Source organism: Streptomyces sp. NPDC005492 (assembly GCF_040605995.1).
Taxonomy (GTDB): domain Bacteria; phylum Actinomycetota; class Actinomycetes; order Streptomycetales; family Streptomycetaceae; genus Streptomyces.
The window spans coordinates 63,785-82,178 of record NZ_JBEXDX010000005.1; the positions used below are offsets into that span (position 1 = coordinate 63,785).

The following is an 18,394-nucleotide window of genomic DNA, read 5'->3' on the forward strand; positions in this document are numbered from 1 at the left end:
GCGTGCCCGGGGTGCGGCACGCCCGCCCAAGCGCCGACCGAGTCATCTCCCTTCCTCACGCGGGAAGTTGACACACATTCGCAAACCGGCCCCACGTCGCCCGAGCCCACCGGCAAAGGCCCGGACGCGCCCTCCTCCACCGCCGCGTACGAGGCGGCGGACGACGGCGCCGGACACGGGGGGCGGGCCGCGCGGCGGAAGGGTCGTGGGCGCGGCCGGGGTGCGGATGACGGTTACGTGGCGGGGGCAGGCGCGTACGAGGGCTCCGGCGGCCGTGAGGAATTCGGCGAGGCCGACGGGCGGCGTGGGCGCGGGCGGGGTGAGCCTGACGGTTACGCGGAGGGGCCCGGCGCCTACGGCGAATTCGGCGTCCATGAGGGTTCCGGCGAGGGTGACGAGGGTGGCGTACGGCACGGGCGCGCCGCGCGGCGGAAGGGCCGCCGGGGTGAGGCTGACGGTGACACCGAGGGGCCGGGCGCGGCCGGCGCGAGTCGTCGCGATCGCAAGGCCGCGGCACACCGCCGGAGACGGCGCCGGGTGCTCCTCGTCGCGGCCGGCTTCGTGCTGGCGGCCGGCGGGCTGAGCCTGGCCGAGCTGGGTACCGACGCGCCGTTCTCCACCCCGAAGTCCGCGGCGCCCGGCGACGCGTCGGCGGAGGGCGGGGCGACCTCGGAGGCGGGCAGCACGGCCGAACCCCTCGACGACACGAAAACCACCGGAGCCGGCACGGGCTCGGCATCCCCGGACGCCTCGGCATCCCGGTCCGCGTCACCCTCGGCGTCCGAGAAGAGCACGAAGGATCCCACCGAGTCGGGGACACCCACGACGGGCGCCGGCGACGGCACCACATCCGCTGCTTCGACGGCCCCCTCGGATCCGAGTACCACGCCGTCCTCCGAGCCGTCGTCCTCGCAGCCGAGTCCGACGCCGACGCCTTCGGAGACGTGCAAGCAGATTCTGTGGTGGTGTTCCTGAGCCGTTCGGTTCAGTTCAAGGGGCGGCTTGCGTCAGGCATCCAGCATGCGCCGCAACAAACCCCGTAGCGCCAGCCGTTCCTCGTCCGACAACCCCGCGAGCGGCTCCCGCGCGAACCGCAACGACTCACGCAGGCTACGGGCCATCCGGCGCCCCTCCTCCGTCGCCGCCGCCAGCTTCACCCGCCGGTCGGCAGGGTCGGGGCGGCGCTCCACCAGGCCCCGCGTCTCCATCCGGTCCACGATCCCCGTGACGTTCGACGGCTCGCACTTCAACTTCTGCGCCAACTTGCGCATGGGCAGCGGCTCCAGGGACAGCAGACTCAGCAGCCGCGCCTGCGCGCCGGTCAGCCCGTGGTCGCCCGCCGCCTCCTCGTAGTCCTCGTAGAACCGCGCCACGACGTCGCCGATCAGCTCGACGACCTCCAGGGTCACGGGGTCGGAGCAGCGCGTCTTTTCGGGTGTGGCCATAACCTCCACAGTACCTCGTTACTTGACAACATGAAATATTCAAGCGCATGGTTGTTTCAGGTACTGAAGTATTTGAAGCATCCAGGAAAGGCGCTTGTGATGATCAACCGCGAATGGCACCTGCTCAGCCACCCCGTCGGCTGGCCGAAGCCCGAGGACTTCGCCCTCGTGGAGACCGAGACCCGGACCCCGGGCGAGGGTCAGGTGCTGGTGCGGAACAAGTACCTGTCCGTCGACCCGTACATGCGCGGCCGCATGAGCGCCGCCAAGTCCTACGTCGCCCCCTTCGAGCTGGGCAAGGTCATGCAGGGCGGCGCGGTCGGCGAGGTCGTCGAGTCGAACGCGGAGGGCATCGCCGTCGGCGACCACGTCCTCCACTTCGGCGGCTGGCGCGAGTACGCCACCATCGACGCCAAGACCGCCGTCAAGGTCGACCCCGACCTCGCCCCGCTCTCCACCTACCTCGGCGTCCTCGGCATGACCGGCCTCACCGCCTACGCCGGTCTGCTGCGCACCGCCTCCTTCAAGGAGGGCGACTCGGTCTTCGTCTCCGGCGCCGCCGGTGCCGTGGGCAGCCAGGTCGGCCAGATCGCCAAGCTCAAGGGCGCCTCCCGGGTCATCGGCTCCGCCGGCTCCGACGAAAAGGTCAAGCTCCTCGTCGAGGAGTACGGCTTCGACGCGGCCTTCAACTACAAGAACGGGCCGGTGAGCCGGCAACTGCGCGAGGCCGCCCCGGACGGCGTCGACGTGTACTTCGACAACGTCGGCGGTGATCACCTGGAGGCGGCCATCGGGTCGCTCAACGAGCGTGGGCGCATTGCCATTTGCGGCATGATCTCGGTCTACAACAACACCGAGGCCACCCCCGGCCCGAAGAACCTGGGGCGTCTCATCCAGACCCGCGGCCGCATCGAGGGCTTCCTCGTCGGCGACCACTACGACCTTCAGCCGGAGTTCGTGCGGGAGGTGGGGGCGTGGGTCGCGTCCGGTGAGCTGAAGTACCGCGAGACTGTGGTCGAGGGCATCGAGAACAATCTTGAGGCGTTCCTTGGGCAGTTGCGGGGGGAGAACACGGGGAAGATGATCGTCAAGGTCTGAACACCAGGCCGTGACTGGGTCTGTGCTGGAGCATCGGGCCGTGACTGAGCCGGTGTTCACAACTCCCGTCGCGCGCACCTCTATTGGTTCGGTCGCCTTCGGGGCGCTCTCAGCCGGTGTCGAGAGCCCGATCGTGCTCGACCCTTCGGGCCTCCGCGCGTTCGGGCTCTCGACACCGGCGCGCCCCTACGGCTCCCTCTCGGCCGGCGCGTGGGGACAGTGGGAGTTGGTGGGCCCGTGCCGTTGGCCGGGGTGGGCCGCCGGTGTTTTAGCTTGCCAGGGCTGCTTTGTGGACGGCTTTGACTAGGCGGTTGTTCTCCTGGGCGGGGCCGCCGGGGTAGGCGAAGCGGCGGCGGGTGTAGCCGTAGGCGAGGCCGCTGCGGGGGTCGGCGAAGGCCTGGGAGCCGGCCGCGCCGCTGTGGCCGATCGTGCCGGCGCCCAGGAACGGGTACACGAAGGCCGAGGTCGCCTGGAAACCCAGGCCGAACGCCCGGTACGTACGGGTCACCACGTCGTAGCCGACGGAGTGCGGTTGGCCGAACTCCGCCACCGTGTCCGCCTTGAGTAGCGCGGCACGGTCCTCGACCTCGCTGATCGCCGCCGCGTAGAGGCCGGCGAGGCCGCGTGCCGAGGCCACTCCGCCGACCGACGCGGGGCCCTTGGCGCGGATCACCCGTTCGTTCGGCAGGGACACCAGGTCGGTGGGGTGTGGCGCGTGTTCGTTGAAGGCGATCGCGGTGAGGCTGTGGGGGGCTGGTGGCTCCGCCGCGCGCAGGGCTTGTTGTTCGGGGGTGAGGGTGGGGGGCTGGGTGGTGCGGAATCTGGGTTCGTGGGGTGTGGGGAGGCCGAGGAAGAAGTCCAGGGCGTACGGTGCTCGGACTCTTTCCTCGTGAACTTCCTGGAGGGAGCGGCCCGTTGCTCGTCTGACGATCTCGCCGGTCAGGGCGCCGATCACCAGGGCGTGATAGCCGAAGGCCGCGCCCGGGCGCCAGAACGGGCGCTGGTCGGCGAGGCGTTCGGCGATGGCGCGGTCGTCGGCCAGTTCGTCGAGAGTGAAGCCGGTGTCGGTCCCTATCAGGCCTGCTCGGTGGGCCAGCAACTCGCGTAGAGTCAGCGCGTCTTTGCCCTCGGCCGCGAACTCCGGCCAGTAGTAGGTCACTTTGCGGTCCAGCTCCAGTGTGCCGTCTTGCACGAGCAACGCCACTACCAGGTGCGCGGCGCCCTTGGTGGACGAGAACACGCCGTAGAGGGAGTCGCCGTCGGCGTCCGTCCCGGGTGGGGCCGCCCACAGGTCTACGACGCGGCGGCCGTGTACGTATGCACACAACTGGCCTTCGTAGTCGGCGCGTTCCTCCGCCACGAAGGCGGCGAACTCGTCCCGGACCGTCTCGAAGCCGTCGGCTACGGTGCCGTGGATCTTCTGGGTCATCCGCTCTCCTCAACTGATCCGCTGCTCGCGTGTGCCATGTGCTCGCGTGTGCCATGGTGAACAACGCCTGTCCGACCTGCGGGAGTTCCCCCTCGGACCTCCTCCTGGTTCCGTAGATCGGTACGGCGAACGGTGCCCGTTCGACTCAACGACGGCGACAAGGTGTTGGTGTTGTTGATACCCGGACGTCGCATGCGCGGTGCCGGGGAGCGGGCATGCTGAGCACAGGTACCGGGCAGTGGACGGCGGGCGCGCACGGCGAGGAGTTCCCATGGCTACGATTCCTTCGCTCCCCAGCAGGGACGAGGTGCTGCGGATGGCGCGCAGCACCACCGACATCACCGGCCAACTCCTGGACACGGCCGGGAACATCACCAGGATCGCGATCAACACCCTTGATCCACGGGACGGTTCGGGTGCGGAGGCGGTGCGGGTGCTGCGGGAGACCACCGCCGAGCTGGCCGAGGCGAGCGCTTCGCCGCAGGCCCAGGAGGCCTTCTACCGCATCGTCGACGCCCTGACCCGGCTCGGCACGACCGGCGCCCCGCTGGCCGTGCACCCGGCGAGCCGGCCCGCGCAGGCCCTGTTGGGCGTGCTCGGCGACAGTCTGCTGCCCGTGCTCGACGCGGTGGAACCGGCGGTCGAGGAGATCGCCGCCGCGCTCGGCGAACTGGTCGAGGCCGCCTCCCCGTTGCTGCCCGCGGCGGCGGGTGTCGCCGCGGGCATGATGCTCGCCCTCACCCCGCTGATCCGGTCACTGGCCGACGCGCTGACCGACGCGACGCCTGAACTCCGCCGTATCGCCGAGGCGTTGACGTCCGCGCCGGCCCCGCTGCTGCCCCTCCAAGTGGCCCTCGCCGGTCGGGCCGCGAGCGCGGGCGTGAACGTCGTCCGCGCCGCCCTGCCGCCGCTCGCCGACCTCACGGAGGCGGCCGCGGCGACCACCAAGGCGGCCGGTCCGATGCTGGTCGCGGGTGAGGAGGTCCTGGTATCCGCTCTGGAACGGGTTCAGCCCGCGCTGCTCGCGGCGACCTCCCGCGCGGGGCGGGTGGCCCGGGCGACCGCGGTGCGGGTGACGGCGGCGGTGTCGCCGGCGGCCGACCGGGGCGTGGTGGTGGCCGTCTCGGCCGTGTAGTGCCGGTCGACCGCGTCATGCCGACGGTGAGTAAAGTTCTCCCCATGCATGATCTTGGGGCGGGATTCAGCTACCTCCTGAAGGGCCAGCGCTGGATGGCCCGGCACGGACGGCACTACGGGTTCGGGCTGATCCCTGGCCTGATCACGCTGGTCCTCTATGTCGCGGTGCTGGTCGCGCTGGCGCTCTGGGGCGGGGACTTCGTCGGCTGGGCGACGCCCTTCGCGGACGACTGGTCGAGCCCCTGGCAGGGTCTGTTCCGGGGCTTCCTCACGGCGGTGCTGTTCGTACTGGCCCTGCTGCTCTCGGTGTTGACCTTCACGGCCGTCACCCTCCTGATAGGGCAGCCCTTCTACGAGACCCTCTCCGAGAAGGTCGACCGGGACATCTCGCCCGACGGCACCGCCCCGGAGTCGGGCCTCCCGCTCTGGCGCGAACTGTGGATCTCGGCCCGCGACAGCCTCCGTGTGCTGGTGCGGGCTCTGCTGTGGGGCGTGCTGCTCTTCGCCCTCGGGTTCCTGCCGTTCGTCGGGCAGACGGTGATCCCGGTGATCGGGTTCTTCGTCACCGGGTTCTTCCTCACCGAGGAACTGACGGCCGTGGCCCTCCAGCGCCGGGGCGTCGACCTCCGCGCCCGCCTCACCCTGCTGCGCTCCCGCAAGACCCTCGTCTGGGGCTTCGGCACCCCCCTCGGCCTCTCCTTCCTGGTCCCGTTCGTCGCGGTGTTCCTCATGCCGGGGGCGGTGGCGGGGGCGACGATGATGGCGCGGGACCTGCTGGGGGAGGAGACCGAGGGGGACGGCGAGGAGGGCGAGGGGCGCGGGGCCGTGTCAGGCGGCTCGTGAGGCGTTCATCGCCACCGTCACCATCGCCCTGACCTGCGCGATGATGTCGACGCGGTTCCGTACGAACTCCGGGTCGGTGATCGTCCCCGTCGCCGGGTCCGTGTTGCCCGGCCCGAACTCCAGCACCGGCGTGTGGATATGGCCGCCCGGCAGCGAGTCGTGCAGCCCGAGCCGGTCCCGCAGCAGGGTCGCGCGGTAGGCGATCTCGTTGGAGAGATAGTCGCCACCGCCCCCGGCCCGCGCCGTGGACCCCGTGGTCGGCCCGTCCGGCCGTACGACGGGGTCGGTTCCGCCCGCCGGGATCTCGGTCACCTCGGTGTGGTCGTAGACGGGGAAGCGCCCGGTGTCGGCGGTCGCAATCTCCTTGTACGGCAGGGTCGTTGACGTCCACTGGGGCTGTGAGGCCGGGTCGGTGACCGGGACCGTCTCCGTCCGGGACACGTTGTCGTTGTCCGGGAACCCGCCCCGCCAGGCACCGTTGGTCCGCTCCACGTCGAACCGGCCCACCCGCCCCTGACTCACGGTCGTGAACAGATCCACCTTCGGCAGATACGGCCGCAACGCCCGCTCCACCGTCCCCTCCGCGAAGTCCGCCCACCGCACCGGGAACATCGCCGTCTCGATCCGCGCCAGGCCGTCCGCAGTCCGGATCACCGTGCCGTCGAGCGCGAGCGCGATCGCCCCCGAGGGATTGGAGATCCGGATGTCCCGGTCCAGCGTGAACGGGTCGAACCCGGTCACCAGAATCCGCTTGATCCCCTTCTCCTGCGGATACCGGATACCGCTCTGCCCGCGCGAGGTCAGCTCCAACTCGGAGAGCAGCGCCGCCCGTTGACTCTCACTGACCCCGAACTGCGGCTCCCACCCCCGCACTTCCCGCGTCATCCCGAGCCGCGCCCAGTACAGCGGCCGATCGTCGTCCCGACTGAGATCCCCACCCGCCGGCCCCCGCCCCTGCGCACGGTCAACGGCCCGCCGCCACAGGGCCGTTCCCTCGCGTACGACGACCCGGCGGGCCTGCGCGTAGCTGTGCGCCCCTTCGAGAGCACGGGTGAACTCCGTTGCCACGGTGTCGAATCCGGAGTGCTGAAGAATCTCCTGCGGTACCGCCTTGTCGAGTCGCTGCTCCTCTACGGTCGGGGAGAGGGGTGAGACAGCGGTGACGGCCGCCGCCGGTCCGGTACCGGGCGCGGAGAAACCCGCCAACAGGGCCAGCCCGAGGACACTCGTCCTAACTCGTATGCCGTTCACGGTGGTTGACACCTTCCGTCGCAGTGGGGTGCGGGACGACGGCGGCAGTATCGCGTGACGGGAGTGGTCTACGCCACGGGTTCCCGGTGGGCTGAGTTGCGCCGTCGGCACGCACCCCCCTTGGCCGTCATCTGGCGCCAGTGACCGGTGAGTTCAGACCTCGCCCAGCAGCGCCAGGAAATCCCTGAACGCCCCCGGCATGTCCACCGACTCCGGGTCCAGCAGCCACTGGTACTGGAGGCCGTCCATGACCGCGACCAGCAGCGGAGCCGTGCGCTCGGGGGTGAGGCCGTTCGGGAGGTGGTCGCCGTACTCGGTGCGGAGGACCGCCGCCATGCCGGCCCGGACGCGGGCGTAACGCTCGGTGAAGTAGTCCCGCGCCGGATGCCCCTCCGTCACGCTCTCGCCGAGCAGCGCCGAGAAGGTCTGGATGATGCCGGGCCGCATCGCGTTGTACTCGACCAGTGAGGCGAGCAGGTCGATCCGCCAGCGGCTGTCCGGTACGGCGTCCCACTGGTCCCGTTCCTCCAGGACGGCGACGAGCAGCGCGTCCTTCGTCGGGAAGTAGTGCAGCAGCCCCTGCTGGGTCAGCCCGACCCGCTCCGCCACCGCCGCCAGGCTCGCGCCCCGGTAGCCGCGCTCGGCGATCACCTCCAGGGCGGCCCGCACGATCTCGGCGCGCCGCTCCTCACTCTTGGCCCTGGCGTTCATGGCGTCACCGTACGACATCCGGCCCCTATGAATATAACGACGGCGTTACGAAACCTACCGCTCTACAGGTAACCGATGCACGATGAGAGGCACAGGGCACAGGACGGACTCACCCAGGAGGCACCGTGGTGGCGCACACCCATGAAGCAGTCGTCGAGGCGGCCCTCGGCAAGCTCGATCTCGACGCCAAGACCCGGTTCCTGGCCGGGCAGGACATGTGGTCCCTGCCCGCCCTCCCGGAGATCGGGCTGAGGTCTCTCGTGATGTCGGACGGCCCGATCGGCGTCCGGGGCGTGCGCTGGACCGCCGACGACCCGTCCGTCGCGCTGCCGTCCCCGACCGCCCTCGCCGCCTCCTGGGACCCCGAACTCGCCCGCCGCGCGGGCGTGTTGCTCGCCCAGGAGGCCCGACGCAAGGGGGTTCACGTCCTGCTCGCGCCGACCGTCAACCTGCACCGCTCCCCGCTCGGCGGCCGGCACTTCGAGGCGTACAGCGAGGACCCGTACCTCACCGGGCGGATCGGCTCCGGGTATGTGCGAGGCGTCCAGTCCGGAGGTGTCGGCACCACCGTCAAGCACTTCGTCGCCAACGACGCCGAGACCGACCGCTTCACCGTGAACAACCTCGTCTCCCAACGCGCCCTGCGTGAGCTGTACTTGGCCCCCTTCGAGCACATCGTCGAGAACGCCCACCCCTGGGGCATCATGACCGCCTACAACACCGTCAACGGCACGACGATGACCGAGCATCGCCAGTTGGTGAACGAGGTCCTGCGCGGCGAATGGGGCTTCGACGGCTTCAACGTCTCCGACTGGACGGCCGCGCGCTCGACGACCGGTGACATCGAGGGCGGCCTCGACGTCGCCATGCCCGGCCCCAAAACCGTCTACGGCGTCGCGCTCGCCCGGGCCGTGCGCGACGGCGAGGTCGACGAGGCCACGGTCGACGCCGCCGTACGGAACGTGCTGCGGCTCGCCGCCCGCGTCGGCATCCTGGAGGGCGCCGAACCCGTCGTCGCGGCGGACCAACTCCCGGACACCGTCGACGGGGAGGCCCTCGCCCGCGAGATCGCCCGCCGGTCGTTCGTCCTCGTCCGGAACGAGGTTCGGGACGGGAACAGGGCGCTTCCGTTGAAGCCGGACGGCACCGTCGCGCTCCTCGGCGCCGCCGCCCGCGATGCCCGTGTCCTCGGCGGCGGTTCCGCCACCGTCTTCCCGGCCCGGGTCGTCTCCCCGCTCGACGGCCTCACCGCCGCCCTCCCCGAAGGCACCCTCACCTACGCCGTCGGCGCCGACCCGAACACCGAACTCGCCGTCGCCGACAAGGGGTTCGAGCTGCGAGCCGTCTGCCGGGACACCGACGGCACGGTCATCGGCACCGGCTCCGCGCCCAACGGGCAGATCCAGTGGATGGGTTCGGACCTCCCCGAGGGCGTCACCCACGACACCCTGCACACCGTCGAACTCACCGGCACCTTCACCCCGCGCGACACCGGACACCACACCTTCGGCATCAAGGGAGTCGGCGCCTTCACCCTCGTCGTCGACGGCACGACGTACTACGACGACGTCCAACGCCCCCTCAAGGGCGACCCGTTCATCTCCTTCTTCGGCGCCCCCGAACCCCGGGCCCGCGTCGAACTCACCGCCGGCACCCCGGTCGAGGTGTCCCTGACCTACGTCGTCGCCCTCCCCAAGGACCTCCCCCTCAAGGCCATCGGCTTCACGCTCGTCCACCAGGAGCCGCAGCGAGACCCCGACGAACTCATCGCCGAGGCCGTCGAGGCGGCCCGCGCCGCCGACACCGCCGTCGTCGTGGTCGCCACCACCGAGCGCGTGGAGTCGGAGGGATACGACCGCACCGACCTCCGGCTCCCTGGCCGCCAGGACGACTTGGTGCACGCCGTCGCCGCCGCCAACCCGAACACCGTCGTGATCGTCAACTCCGGCTCCCCGGTCGAACTGCCCTGGCGCGACGAGGTCGCCGCCGTCCTGCTCGGCTGGTTCCCCGGCCAGGAGGGCGGCGCCGCCCTCGCCGACGTCCTCACCGGCACCCACGAGCCCGGCGGCCGCCTGCCCACCACCTGGGGGTCCCTGACCGACGCCCCGGTCACCCGGGTCGTCCCGGAGAACGGCGAACTCCCGTACACCGAGGGCGTGTTCATCGGCTACCGGGCCTGGGAGAAGGCGGGCCGCACTCCGTCGTACGGCTTCGGGCACGGTCTCGGCTACACCGAGTGGACGTATGAGGGGATCGTGGTGGAGAGCACGGCGGAGGGCACGTCCGTCACCGTCCGGGTCACCAACTCCGGTGCCCGGCACGGTCGTGAGGTCGTCCAGGTCTACGTCGCCCCGGCGGACGCCGACCCGGAGCGTCCGGCCCGCTGGCTGGCCGGTTTCGCGGGGGTGGAGGCCGGGCCGGGGGACAGCGTCGACGTGATCGTCGAACTTCCGCACCGGGCTTTCGAGATCTGGGATGAGACGACGAACGGGTGGGCAGTTGTAAAGGGTTCGTACGAGATCCACGCGGGCCGCTCGATCACGGACCGCAGGGTCGCCACGACGATTAACGTCTGAACAGGGACACGTTTCCCCACAGACAGCCCCGGTCCGGGACCTGACCCCTGGACCGGGGCTCATTCATGCCCGAAACCGGCACGCTCAGCGCGCCGAGAAGCCGTACACCGTCTCCGACCGGTAGGTCTGGCCCGGGCGCAGCTCCGTGCTGGGGAAGTCCGGGTGGTTGGGGGAGTCGGGGAAGTGCTGGGTCTCCAGGGCAATGCCGTCGCCGGGGGCGAAGGGGTCGTCGAGGTGGTCGGCGGTGTAGAGCTGGATGCCGGGCTCGGTGGTCGCCACCGTCAGCACCCGGCCGGACGCCGGGTCGTGCAGCTCGGCGATCTCCACCGGGGCCGGGGTCAGGCCCTTGTCGAGCACGAAGTTGTGGTCGTAGCCGGCGCCGGCCTTCCGCGGCTCACGGAAGTCGAAGCGCGTGCCCGTCACGTCGTCGAGGGAACCGGTGGGGATCAGGTCCGCGTCGACCGGCGTGAACCGCGAGGCGACGAGCCGGAGTTCATGGCCGGCCGCGGTGCCGGAGCCGCTCAGGTTGAAGTAGCTGTGGTTCGTGAGGTTGACGACGGTCGGCGCGTCCGTCGTCGCCTCGTAGCCGAAGCGCAGCGCGCCCGACTCGTCGAGTGTGTACGTCGCCGAGACGTCCAGGCGGCCCGGGAAGCCCTCCTCGCCGTGCGGGCTGACCCTGCTGAGCCGCAGCCCGTGCTCGACCGGCTCGACGTCCCACACCCGCTTGTCGAAGCCGCGCTCACCGCCGTGCAGGGAGTTCGGCGCGTTGTTCTGCGCGAGGGAGTGGGTCACGCCCTCCAGTGGGAAACGGCCGCCCGCGATCCGGTTCGCGTACCGCCCGACCAGAGCGCCCAGATACGGTGCCGGGTGCGTGAGATAGCCGTCCAGGTCCGCGAAACCGAGCACCACGTTCACGGTGTGCCCGGCGCGGTCCGGCACCTCCACCGACTGCACGATTCCGCCGTACGACAGCACCCGCACCCGGACGCCCGCCCGCTCCAGGGTCCAGCGGTGCACGGGGGTGCCGTCGGGCAGGGTGCCGAAGAGTTCGCTCATGAGGGAAACCCTAGGGCCTGTCTGACAATTCCCGTCGTCGCCCGGAGGGCGGCCTCGCGGCGTCAGGTGCGTGCTCTCGGCGTGCCCGGCGTAGACCCGCGTACTGGACGTACTCGGGTCTGCGCCGGGTGCGGCGAGAGTGCGTGCATGGCGTCGCGCGGCAGACGGGAATTGTCAGACAGGCCCTAGGTCAGGGTTGGCGTGCGGTGATCCGCTGGTAGGCGATCGCGGCGAGCTGGGCCTGGCCGTTCCTGCTCGGATGGAACCAGTCCCACTGGCTCAACTGGTCCGTGCCGAAGCGGTAGTCGTAGACCGCGTCCCCGTCGAAACGGCATCGCTCGTCCGTCGCGCACACCTGCTCCAGGACCTTGTTGTACGCCTCCACCCTCTCCTGCACGGTGTCCCGCCGCTCGGTCGCGGCCGAGTCCAGGGCGTCCGCGTCGGCCAGCATCGAGGGGCAGATGCCCAGCTTCCACACCTCCTTGCCCAGCGGGTTGGTCCGCCCCTGCGACCAGAGCCGCTTGAGATTGGGCACGCTCGCCACGTAGACCTGCGTCTTCGGCAGCGCCCGGCGCAGGGCCTTGAGCGAGTCCTCGAACTCGGCGCGGAAGTCGGCCACGGAGGTCATCGCGGAAGTCGAGGCCCGGCAGGCGTCATTGGCGCCCACCATCACCGTCACCAACTGCGGCTTGCGCACGGCCGCCCGGCCGATCTGCGCGGGCAGGTCGGCCATCCGCGCCCCGGTCTCCGCGTAGTTCCAACTGCGCTCCGCCGCGCCCGTCGCTCCCAGCAGGCGTACGGCGACGCTGTCGACCGAGGCCTCGCTGCCCGTCGCCCAGGACACCTCCGGGCAGTCGGACAGGACCGTACAGGCGTCGAAGCCGCGGGTGATGGAGTCGCCGACCGCCGCGACCGAGGACGGGCTGCGGTCCCACGCCGGGGTGGGGGAGGGCTTCGCCGCGGTCGCCGTACCGCTCTTGCTGTGCGCGCCGGCCGAGTCGCCCCCGCCCGCGTCGCAGCCGGCCGCGCCCAGCACGGCCGCCGTCACGACGGCGAGCGCGGCACGTGAACGACGACGTCGGATTCGCATGTTGAGACCCATCCCCTCCACAACGGTCTCAACCCATAACAACGCGCCAGGGTTCCCGTCCGCGCGCGCTGCAACGGCTCACCCCCGTACAAGCGTCCCCCTGGGTGAATGGCGGGGTTTCCTGGCACCGGGACGGACGGTACGTCACACTCCTTGCGCTGCCGCACGGTAGCCTCGCCCTCAACGTGGCGGCCCTGCCGCCGCCGTTTGCCAGCCCGCAAGATGCCCCGCTCTGTCCGGAGGTCCCGGTGACGACACGTGGAGTTCTGTACGTGCACTCCGCGCCGCGCGCGCTGTGCCCGCACGTCGAGTGGGCCGTCGCCGGGGTGCTCGGCACACGCGTCAGCCTCGACTGGATCCGGCAGCCCGCGGCGCCCGGCACCTGGCGCTCCGAGTTCTCCTGGCAGGCCGAGGTCGGCACCGCCTCCAAGCTGGCCTCCGCGCTGCGCGGCTGGCACCTCCTGCGCTTCGAGGTGACCGCCGAACCCTGCCCCACCGCCGAGGGCGAGCGCTACAGCTGCACCCCCGACCTCGGCATCTTCCACGCCGTCACCGGCATCCACGGCGACATCCTCATCCCCGAGGACCGGCTCCGCGCGGCCCTGACGAGGTCTCAACAGGGCGAGACCGACCTGGAGGCGGAGATCGCCAAGCTGCTCGGCAAGCCGTGGGACGACGAGTTGGAGCCCTTCCGATACGCGGGCGAGGGCGCTCCGGTGCGCTGGCTGCACCAGGTGGTCTGAGCTCCGGACCCGGACACGCGTGAAGGGCCCCCACCAGCCGGTGGGGGCCCTTCAGCGTCGTACAGGGACTTCTCAGACCGTACGGAACGCCAGCACCACGTTGTGCCCGCCGAACCCGAACGAGTCGTTCAGAGCGGCGATACGGCCCTCCACCGGCAGCTTGCGGGCCTCGCCGCGGACGACGTCCGCGTTGGCCTCCGCCTCCGGGTCGAGGTTCTCGACGTTGATGGTCGGCGGAGCGACGCGGTTGTACAGCGCGAGGACGGTCGCGACCGACTCGACACCGCCCGCGCCACCCAGCAGGTGACCGGTCATCGACTTGGTCGCCGAGACCGCCATGTGGTCCGCTTCGTCGCCGAACACCTTGCGCAGCGCCTTCAGTTCGGCCACGTCACCGGCCGGCGTCGAGGTCGCGTGCGCGTTCACGTGCACGATCTCCGCCGGGTCCAGGTCGGTGTTGGCGAGCAGGTTCCGCAGCGCCTGCGAGATACCGCGGCCCTCCGGCTCCGGCTGCACGATGTCGTGGCCGTCGGCGGAGATGCCCTGCCCGACTGCCTCCGCGTACACCCGGGCACCGCGCGCCGCGGCGTGCTCGGCGGACTCCAGGACCAGGACACCGGCGCCCTCGCCGAGGACGAAGCCGTCCCGGGCGGTGTCGTAGGGACGCGAGGCGCCCTGCGGGTCGTCGTTGTTCTTGGACATCGCCATCATGTTGCCGAACGCGGCGATCGGCAGCGGGTGGATCGCCGCCTCCGTGCCACCCGCGACGACGACGTCGGCGCGGCCGGTGCGGATCATCTCGATGGCGTAGCCGATGGCCTCGGCGCCCGAGGCGCACGCGGAGACCGGCGTGTGCACACCCGCGCGGGCGCCCACGAGCAGACCCACGTTGGCGGACGGGCCGTTCGGCATCAGCATGGGGACGGTGTGCGGGGAGACGCGGCGGACGCCCTTCTCCTTCAGCACGTCGTACTGGTCGAGCAGGGTCGTCACACCACCGATACCGGAGGCGATGACGGCGCCCAGACGGTCGGCGTCCACGGCGGGGTCGTCACCGGCCTTGTCGGTGAAACCGGCGTCCGCCCACGCCTCCTTGGCCGCGATCAGCGCGAACTGCGCCGAGCGGTCCAGACGGCGGGCCTGCGGACGCGGGATGACCTCGGAGGGCTCCACGGCCACCGGCGCGGCGATACGGACCGCCTGCTCGGCGGCCCACTCCTGCTCCAGGGGCTTGACGCCGGACCTGCCGGCGACCATCCCCTCCCAGGTAGAGGCTACGTCGCCACCCAGCGGTGTGGTTGCGCCGATACCGGTGACGACCACGGTGCGATTGGTCGGGCTCACGGGAAATCTTTCTCCAACGGTACGAGGATTAAGCGGCGCCACCGCCGGGTGGCGGGGCCATGCAGCCGGGCCTAAGAGGTGGCTCAGGCCTGGTGCTTGAGGATGTAGTCGGTCGCGTCGCCGACCGTCTTGAGGTTCTTGACGTCCTCGTCGGGGATCTTGACGTCGAAGCGCTCCTCGGCGGCGACGACGACCTCGACCATGGACAGCGAGTCGACGTCCAGGTCGTCGGTGAAGGACTTGTCCAGCTGGACGTCCTCAACCGGGATGCCGGCGATCTCGTTCACGATGTCGGCGAGACCGGCGACGATCTCTTCCTGAGTGGCGGCCATGTCAGGCGCTCCTTCTTAGTGATCCAGAGGGTTTGGCGATGGTGCACGAACCGGATCGTCGGTGATGATCCGGCACGCAGTGCCTAGGGGAGGGTAACGACCGTCGCGGCGTACACGAGACCCGCCCCGAAGCCGATGACGAGCGCGGTGTCGCCGCTCTTCGCCTCACCGGTCGCCAGAAGCCGCTCCATAGCGAGCGGAATCGAGGCGGCCGAGGTGTTGCCGGTGGTGCGTACGTCACGCGCGACCGTGACGTGCTCCGGCAGTTTCAGCGTCTTCACCATCGAGTCGATGATCCGCTCGTTGGCCTGGTGGGGAATGAAGACATCCAGGTCGTCCGGGGTGATCCCGGCCGCGTCCAGCGCCTGCTGGGCGACCTTCGCCATCTCGAACACGGCCCAGCGGAACACCGCCTGGCCCTCCTGCGTGATCGCAGGGAACTTGCCCGTGCTGTCGTACTGGTCCCACGGCACGGTCTGCTTGATGGTGTCGGATTTGTCGCCCTCCGAGCCCCACACGGTCGGGCCGATGTGCGGCTCCTTGGCGGGCCCCACCACGACCGCGCCCGCCCCGTCACCGAACAGGAAGGCCGTCGCGCGGTCCTCCAGGTCGGTCAGGTCGGAGAGCCGCTCCACGCCGATGACGAGCACGTACTCGGCGCTGCCCTCGACGACCATGCCCTTGGCGAGCGTGAGGCCGTAGCCGAAGCCCGCGCAGCCCGCCGAGATGTCGAACGCGGCGGCCTTCCTCGTCCCCAGCTTGTCGGCGATCTCCGTCGCCACCGCCGGGGTCTGCTTGAAGTGCGAGACCGTCGACACGATCACGCCGCCGATCTGCTCGGCGGAGATCCCCGCGTCCGCGATCGCCTTGCCGGACGCCTCGATGGACATCGCGGCGACGGTCTCCTCGTCGTTCGCCCAGTGCCGGGTCTCGATGCCCGAACGCGAGCGGATCCATTCGTCGGACGAGTCGATCGTCTCCAGGATCACCTCGTTCGGCACGACACGGACCGGACGGTAGCCGCCCACACCGAGGATGCGCGCGTACGGTGCGCCCTTGCTCGGCTTGATCTTCGACATGTGCGTACGGCTCCTTCTTCAGGCGTTGGCGTGCTCGGCGATGAGCTCGCGGGCCGCGTCGAGGTCGTCGGGGGTCTTCAGGGCCAGCGTCTGCACACCGGGCAGGGCGCGCTTGGCGAGGCCGGTCAGGGTGCCGCCGGGGCACACCTCCAGGAGGGCGGTGACGCCCAGCTCCTTGAAGGTCTCCATGCACAGGTCCCAGCGGACCGGGTTGGCGACCTGGCCGACCAGCCGCTCCAGCACCTCGGCGCCGGTGGCGACTGCCTTGCCGTCCTTGTTCGAGATGTACGTGACCGTCGGGTCGGCCGGCGTCAGCTCCCGCGCGGCCTTGTCCAGCGTGTCGACCGCCGGGGCCATGTGCCGCGTGTGGAACGCGCCGGCCACCTTCAGCGCCACGACCCGGCGCACACCCTCGGGCTTGTCGGCCTCCAGGGCGGCAAGCTGCTCCAGCGTGCCGGCGGCCACGATCTGGCCCGCGCCGTTCACGTTCGCCGGGGTCAGGCCCAGCTTCTCCAGGTGCGCGACCGTGGTGTCCGGGTCGCCGCCGAGCAGCGCCGACATCCCGGTCTGCGTGATCGCGGCGGCCTCGGCCATCGCCAGACCCCGCTTGCGTACGAGGGTCAGGGCGGCCGTGTCGTCGAGCACGCCCGCGAAGACGGCGGCGGTGATCTCACCGACGCTGTGACCGGCGACGGCACCCGGCGACACCTCGCCGAGCGCGGCCGCGGAGACCAGTCCGGCGGCGACCAGCAGCGGCTGGGCGACGGCCGTGTCACGGATCTCGTCCGCGTCGGCGTCCGTGCCGTAGTGCACCAGGTCGAGGTCGACGGCGGCCGAGAGGGCACGCAGACGGTCCTCGACACCGGGGAGGTCGAGCCAGGGGGTCAGGAAGCCGGGCGTCTGGGCGCCCTGGCCGGGAGCGACGAGTACGAGCACTCTCACACTCTCTCTTGGGGACGGGCACGGCCGCCCGTGGGGACAGGGACGAAGAACCCGGGGGCGTTTTGTGGACCCCCGACAAAAGGCTAGGTCTGGGGATCTCCATCGGCCAGACGCCCCAGGATCAGCGCGATCCGCAGCGTGAACGCGGAACGTACATCGGATGGCGACCAGCCGGTGACGTCAGTCACACGTCGAAGCCGGTAGCGCACGGTGTTGGGATGCACGAACAGCATCCGCGCCGCACCTTCGAGGCTACTCGCCTGCTCCAGGTAGACACTGAGCGTCTCCAGGAGCGCGGACCCGGCCTCCTCCAGCGGTCTGTAGATCTCCTCCACCAACTGGTCCCGCGCACCCGGGTCACCGGCCATCGCGCGTTCCGGAAGCAGGTCGTCCGCCAGTACCGGGCGCGGGGCGTCCTGCCAGGCGGAGCACGCCTTGAGCCCGGCGGCGGCGGCCTGCGCGGACCGGGTGGCGGCCAGCAGATCGGGCACGATGGGCCCGGCCACGACGGGTCCGGCCGCATAAGGCCCGATCAGCGACTTGGCCACGGCGAGCGGATTGTCGTTGCCCCCGGCGATGACGACGAGCCGGTCCCCGAGCACCCCGGTCAGCACCTGGAGCTTGGCGTGCCGGGCGGCCCGCCGGATCGCCTCCACGGTCAGCTCGCTGTCACCTTCGGGCGCGGTGCCCAGCACCACGCAGACGTGTTCGGGCGAGTTCCAGCCGAGCGCGGCGGCCCGGGATACGGCCCCCTCGTCGGCCTCACCACTGAGCACGGCGTTCACGACGAGCGACTCCAGCCGGGCGTCCCAGGCACCGCGCGCCTCGGCGGCCTGCGCGTACACCTGGGCCGTCGCGAACGCGATCTCCCGGGCGTACACCAGCAGCGCCTCACGCAGCACCGACTCGTCACCGGGAGCGGCCACCTCGTCGATGGCGGACTCCATGACCTCGATGGTCGTCCGCACCATCTCGACGGTCTGCCGGAGCGTGATGGCCCGGGTCAGCTCACGCGGCGCGGTCCCGAACACATCGGTGGAGATCGCCTGGGGCGCGTCCGGGTGCCGGAACCACTCCGTGAACGCGGCGATACCCGCCTGCGCGACCAGCCCGATCCAGGAGCGGTTCTCCGGTGGCATCGCCCGGTACCACGGCAGCGTCTCGTCCATCCGCGCGATGGCCTGGGCGGCAAGACTCCCGGACGACTGCTCCAGCCGCTTCAGGGTCGCCGGGTGCGAGTGGGCACGGGGCAGGGGGGCGGCGGGTCTGCTGGTTTCGGGTTCGGGCACGGGACAAGACTGCCTTATCGGGACGGCAC

The 18,394-nt window shown here is 70.9% G+C and carries 17 protein-coding genes; 6 read left to right on the top strand and 11 right to left on the bottom strand.

Annotated features, from left to right (window positions below; translation table 11 throughout):
• The first annotated feature begins 237 nt into the window (after positions 1 to 237).
• A complete protein-coding gene (locus ABZT04_RS09145; protein WP_356054707.1) occupies positions 238 to 975 on the top strand; it encodes a hypothetical protein in 738 nt (245 codons plus the stop codon).
• Positions 976 to 1,007: 32 nt separating this feature from the next.
• Here the strand turns inward: ABZT04_RS09145 and ABZT04_RS09150 are convergent, their stop codons facing one another.
• Positions 1,008 to 1,445 (bottom strand): MarR family transcriptional regulator, encoded by a 438-nt coding sequence (locus ABZT04_RS09150; protein WP_356054709.1) that lies wholly within the window; start codon positions 1,443 to 1,445, stop codon positions 1,008 to 1,010.
• A 99-nt stretch (positions 1,446 to 1,544) separates the two neighbouring features.
• Between ABZT04_RS09150 and ABZT04_RS09155 the strand changes: the two genes are divergently transcribed.
• The gene (locus ABZT04_RS09155) at positions 1,545 to 2,543 is read left to right on the top strand and encodes an NADP-dependent oxidoreductase (RefSeq protein ID WP_356054711.1); all 999 of its coding nucleotides are present in this window, start codon (positions 1,545 to 1,547) and stop codon (positions 2,541 to 2,543) included.
• 268 nt (positions 2,544 to 2,811) lie between these two features.
• Here ABZT04_RS09155 and ABZT04_RS09160 read toward each other — a convergent pair whose 3' ends face one another.
• Positions 2,812 to 3,972, bottom strand: a complete 1,161-nt coding sequence (locus ABZT04_RS09160; RefSeq protein ID WP_356054713.1) for a serine hydrolase domain-containing protein — start codon at positions 3,970 to 3,972, stop codon at positions 2,812 to 2,814.
• A gap of 271 nt (positions 3,973 to 4,243) precedes the next feature.
• Between ABZT04_RS09160 and ABZT04_RS09165 the strand changes: the two genes are divergently transcribed.
• Together ABZT04_RS09165 and ABZT04_RS09170 are read left to right on the top strand one after the other, a co-directional pair.
• Entirely contained in the window at positions 4,244 to 5,107 is an 864-nt protein-coding gene (locus ABZT04_RS09165; RefSeq protein ID WP_356054715.1) for a hypothetical protein, read from the top strand.
• Positions 5,108 to 5,151: 44 nt separating this feature from the next.
• On the top strand, positions 5,152 to 5,952 hold the full coding sequence (locus ABZT04_RS09170) for an EI24 domain-containing protein (protein ID WP_356054717.1): 801 nt from the start codon (positions 5,152 to 5,154) through the stop codon (positions 5,950 to 5,952).
• Here the strand turns inward: ABZT04_RS09170 and ABZT04_RS09175 are convergent.
• Together ABZT04_RS09175 and ABZT04_RS09180 are read right to left on the bottom strand one after the other, a co-directional pair.
• Entirely contained in the window at positions 5,938 to 7,203 is a 1,266-nt protein-coding gene (locus ABZT04_RS09175; RefSeq protein ID WP_356054719.1) for a pyroglutamyl peptidase, read from the bottom strand. The two genes, ABZT04_RS09170 and ABZT04_RS09175, sit on opposite strands and share 15 nt — an antisense overlap.
• A 153-nt stretch (positions 7,204 to 7,356) precedes the next feature.
• Positions 7,357 to 7,932, bottom strand: a complete 576-nt coding sequence (locus ABZT04_RS09180) for a TetR/AcrR family transcriptional regulator (protein ID WP_356054721.1) — start codon at positions 7,930 to 7,932, stop codon at positions 7,357 to 7,359.
• A gap of 110 nt (positions 7,933 to 8,042) precedes the next feature.
• Here ABZT04_RS09180 and ABZT04_RS09185 point away from each other — a divergent pair, with 110 nt between their 5' ends.
• Entirely contained in the window at positions 8,043 to 10,490 is a 2,448-nt protein-coding gene (locus ABZT04_RS09185) for a glycoside hydrolase family 3 C-terminal domain-containing protein (protein ID WP_356054723.1), read from the top strand.
• Positions 10,491 to 10,574: 84 nt separating this feature from the next.
• Here the strand turns inward: ABZT04_RS09185 and ABZT04_RS09190 are convergent, their stop codons facing one another.
• Positions 10,575 to 11,546, bottom strand: coding sequence for an aldose epimerase family protein (locus tag ABZT04_RS09190; RefSeq protein WP_356054725.1), 972 nt, complete (start codon positions 11,544 to 11,546; stop codon positions 10,575 to 10,577).
• A gap of 190 nt (positions 11,547 to 11,736) precedes the next feature.
• Positions 11,737 to 12,636, bottom strand: coding sequence for an SGNH/GDSL hydrolase family protein (locus tag ABZT04_RS09195; RefSeq protein ID WP_356054726.1), 900 nt, complete (start codon positions 12,634 to 12,636; stop codon positions 11,737 to 11,739).
• A gap of 248 nt (positions 12,637 to 12,884) precedes the next feature.
• Here ABZT04_RS09195 and ABZT04_RS09200 point away from each other — a divergent pair, with 248 nt between their 5' ends.
• Entirely contained in the window at positions 12,885 to 13,379 is a 495-nt protein-coding gene (locus tag ABZT04_RS09200; protein ID WP_352183372.1) for a DUF3145 domain-containing protein, read from the top strand.
• Between the two features lie 72 nt (positions 13,380 to 13,451).
• Here the strand turns inward: ABZT04_RS09200 and fabF are convergent, their stop codons facing one another.
• The 5 genes from fabF to fasR form a co-directional block, all read right to left on the bottom strand.
• Positions 13,452 to 14,723, bottom strand: a complete 1,272-nt coding sequence (gene fabF / locus ABZT04_RS09205) for a beta-ketoacyl-ACP synthase II (RefSeq protein ID WP_356054728.1) — start codon at positions 14,721 to 14,723, stop codon at positions 13,452 to 13,454.
• An 83-nt stretch (positions 14,724 to 14,806) separates the two neighbouring features.
• On the bottom strand, positions 14,807 to 15,055 hold the full coding sequence (locus tag ABZT04_RS09210) for an acyl carrier protein (protein WP_015660680.1): 249 nt from the start codon (positions 15,053 to 15,055) through the stop codon (positions 14,807 to 14,809).
• A gap of 83 nt (positions 15,056 to 15,138) precedes the next feature.
• On the bottom strand, positions 15,139 to 16,134 hold the full coding sequence (locus tag ABZT04_RS09215) for a ketoacyl-ACP synthase III (RefSeq protein ID WP_356054730.1): 996 nt from the start codon (positions 16,132 to 16,134) through the stop codon (positions 15,139 to 15,141).
• Between the two features lie 18 nt (positions 16,135 to 16,152).
• Positions 16,153 to 17,070 carry an ACP S-malonyltransferase gene (locus ABZT04_RS09220; protein WP_356054732.1) on the bottom strand — a complete coding sequence of 306 codons (918 nt, stop codon included), beginning with the start codon at positions 17,068 to 17,070 and terminating at the stop codon, positions 16,153 to 16,155.
• Positions 17,071 to 17,159: 89 nt separating this feature from the next.
• Entirely contained in the window at positions 17,160 to 18,365 is a 1,206-nt protein-coding gene (gene fasR / locus ABZT04_RS09225; RefSeq protein ID WP_356054734.1) for a fatty acid biosynthesis transcriptional regulator FasR, read from the bottom strand.
• Positions 18,366 to 18,394: the final 29 nt, after the last annotated feature.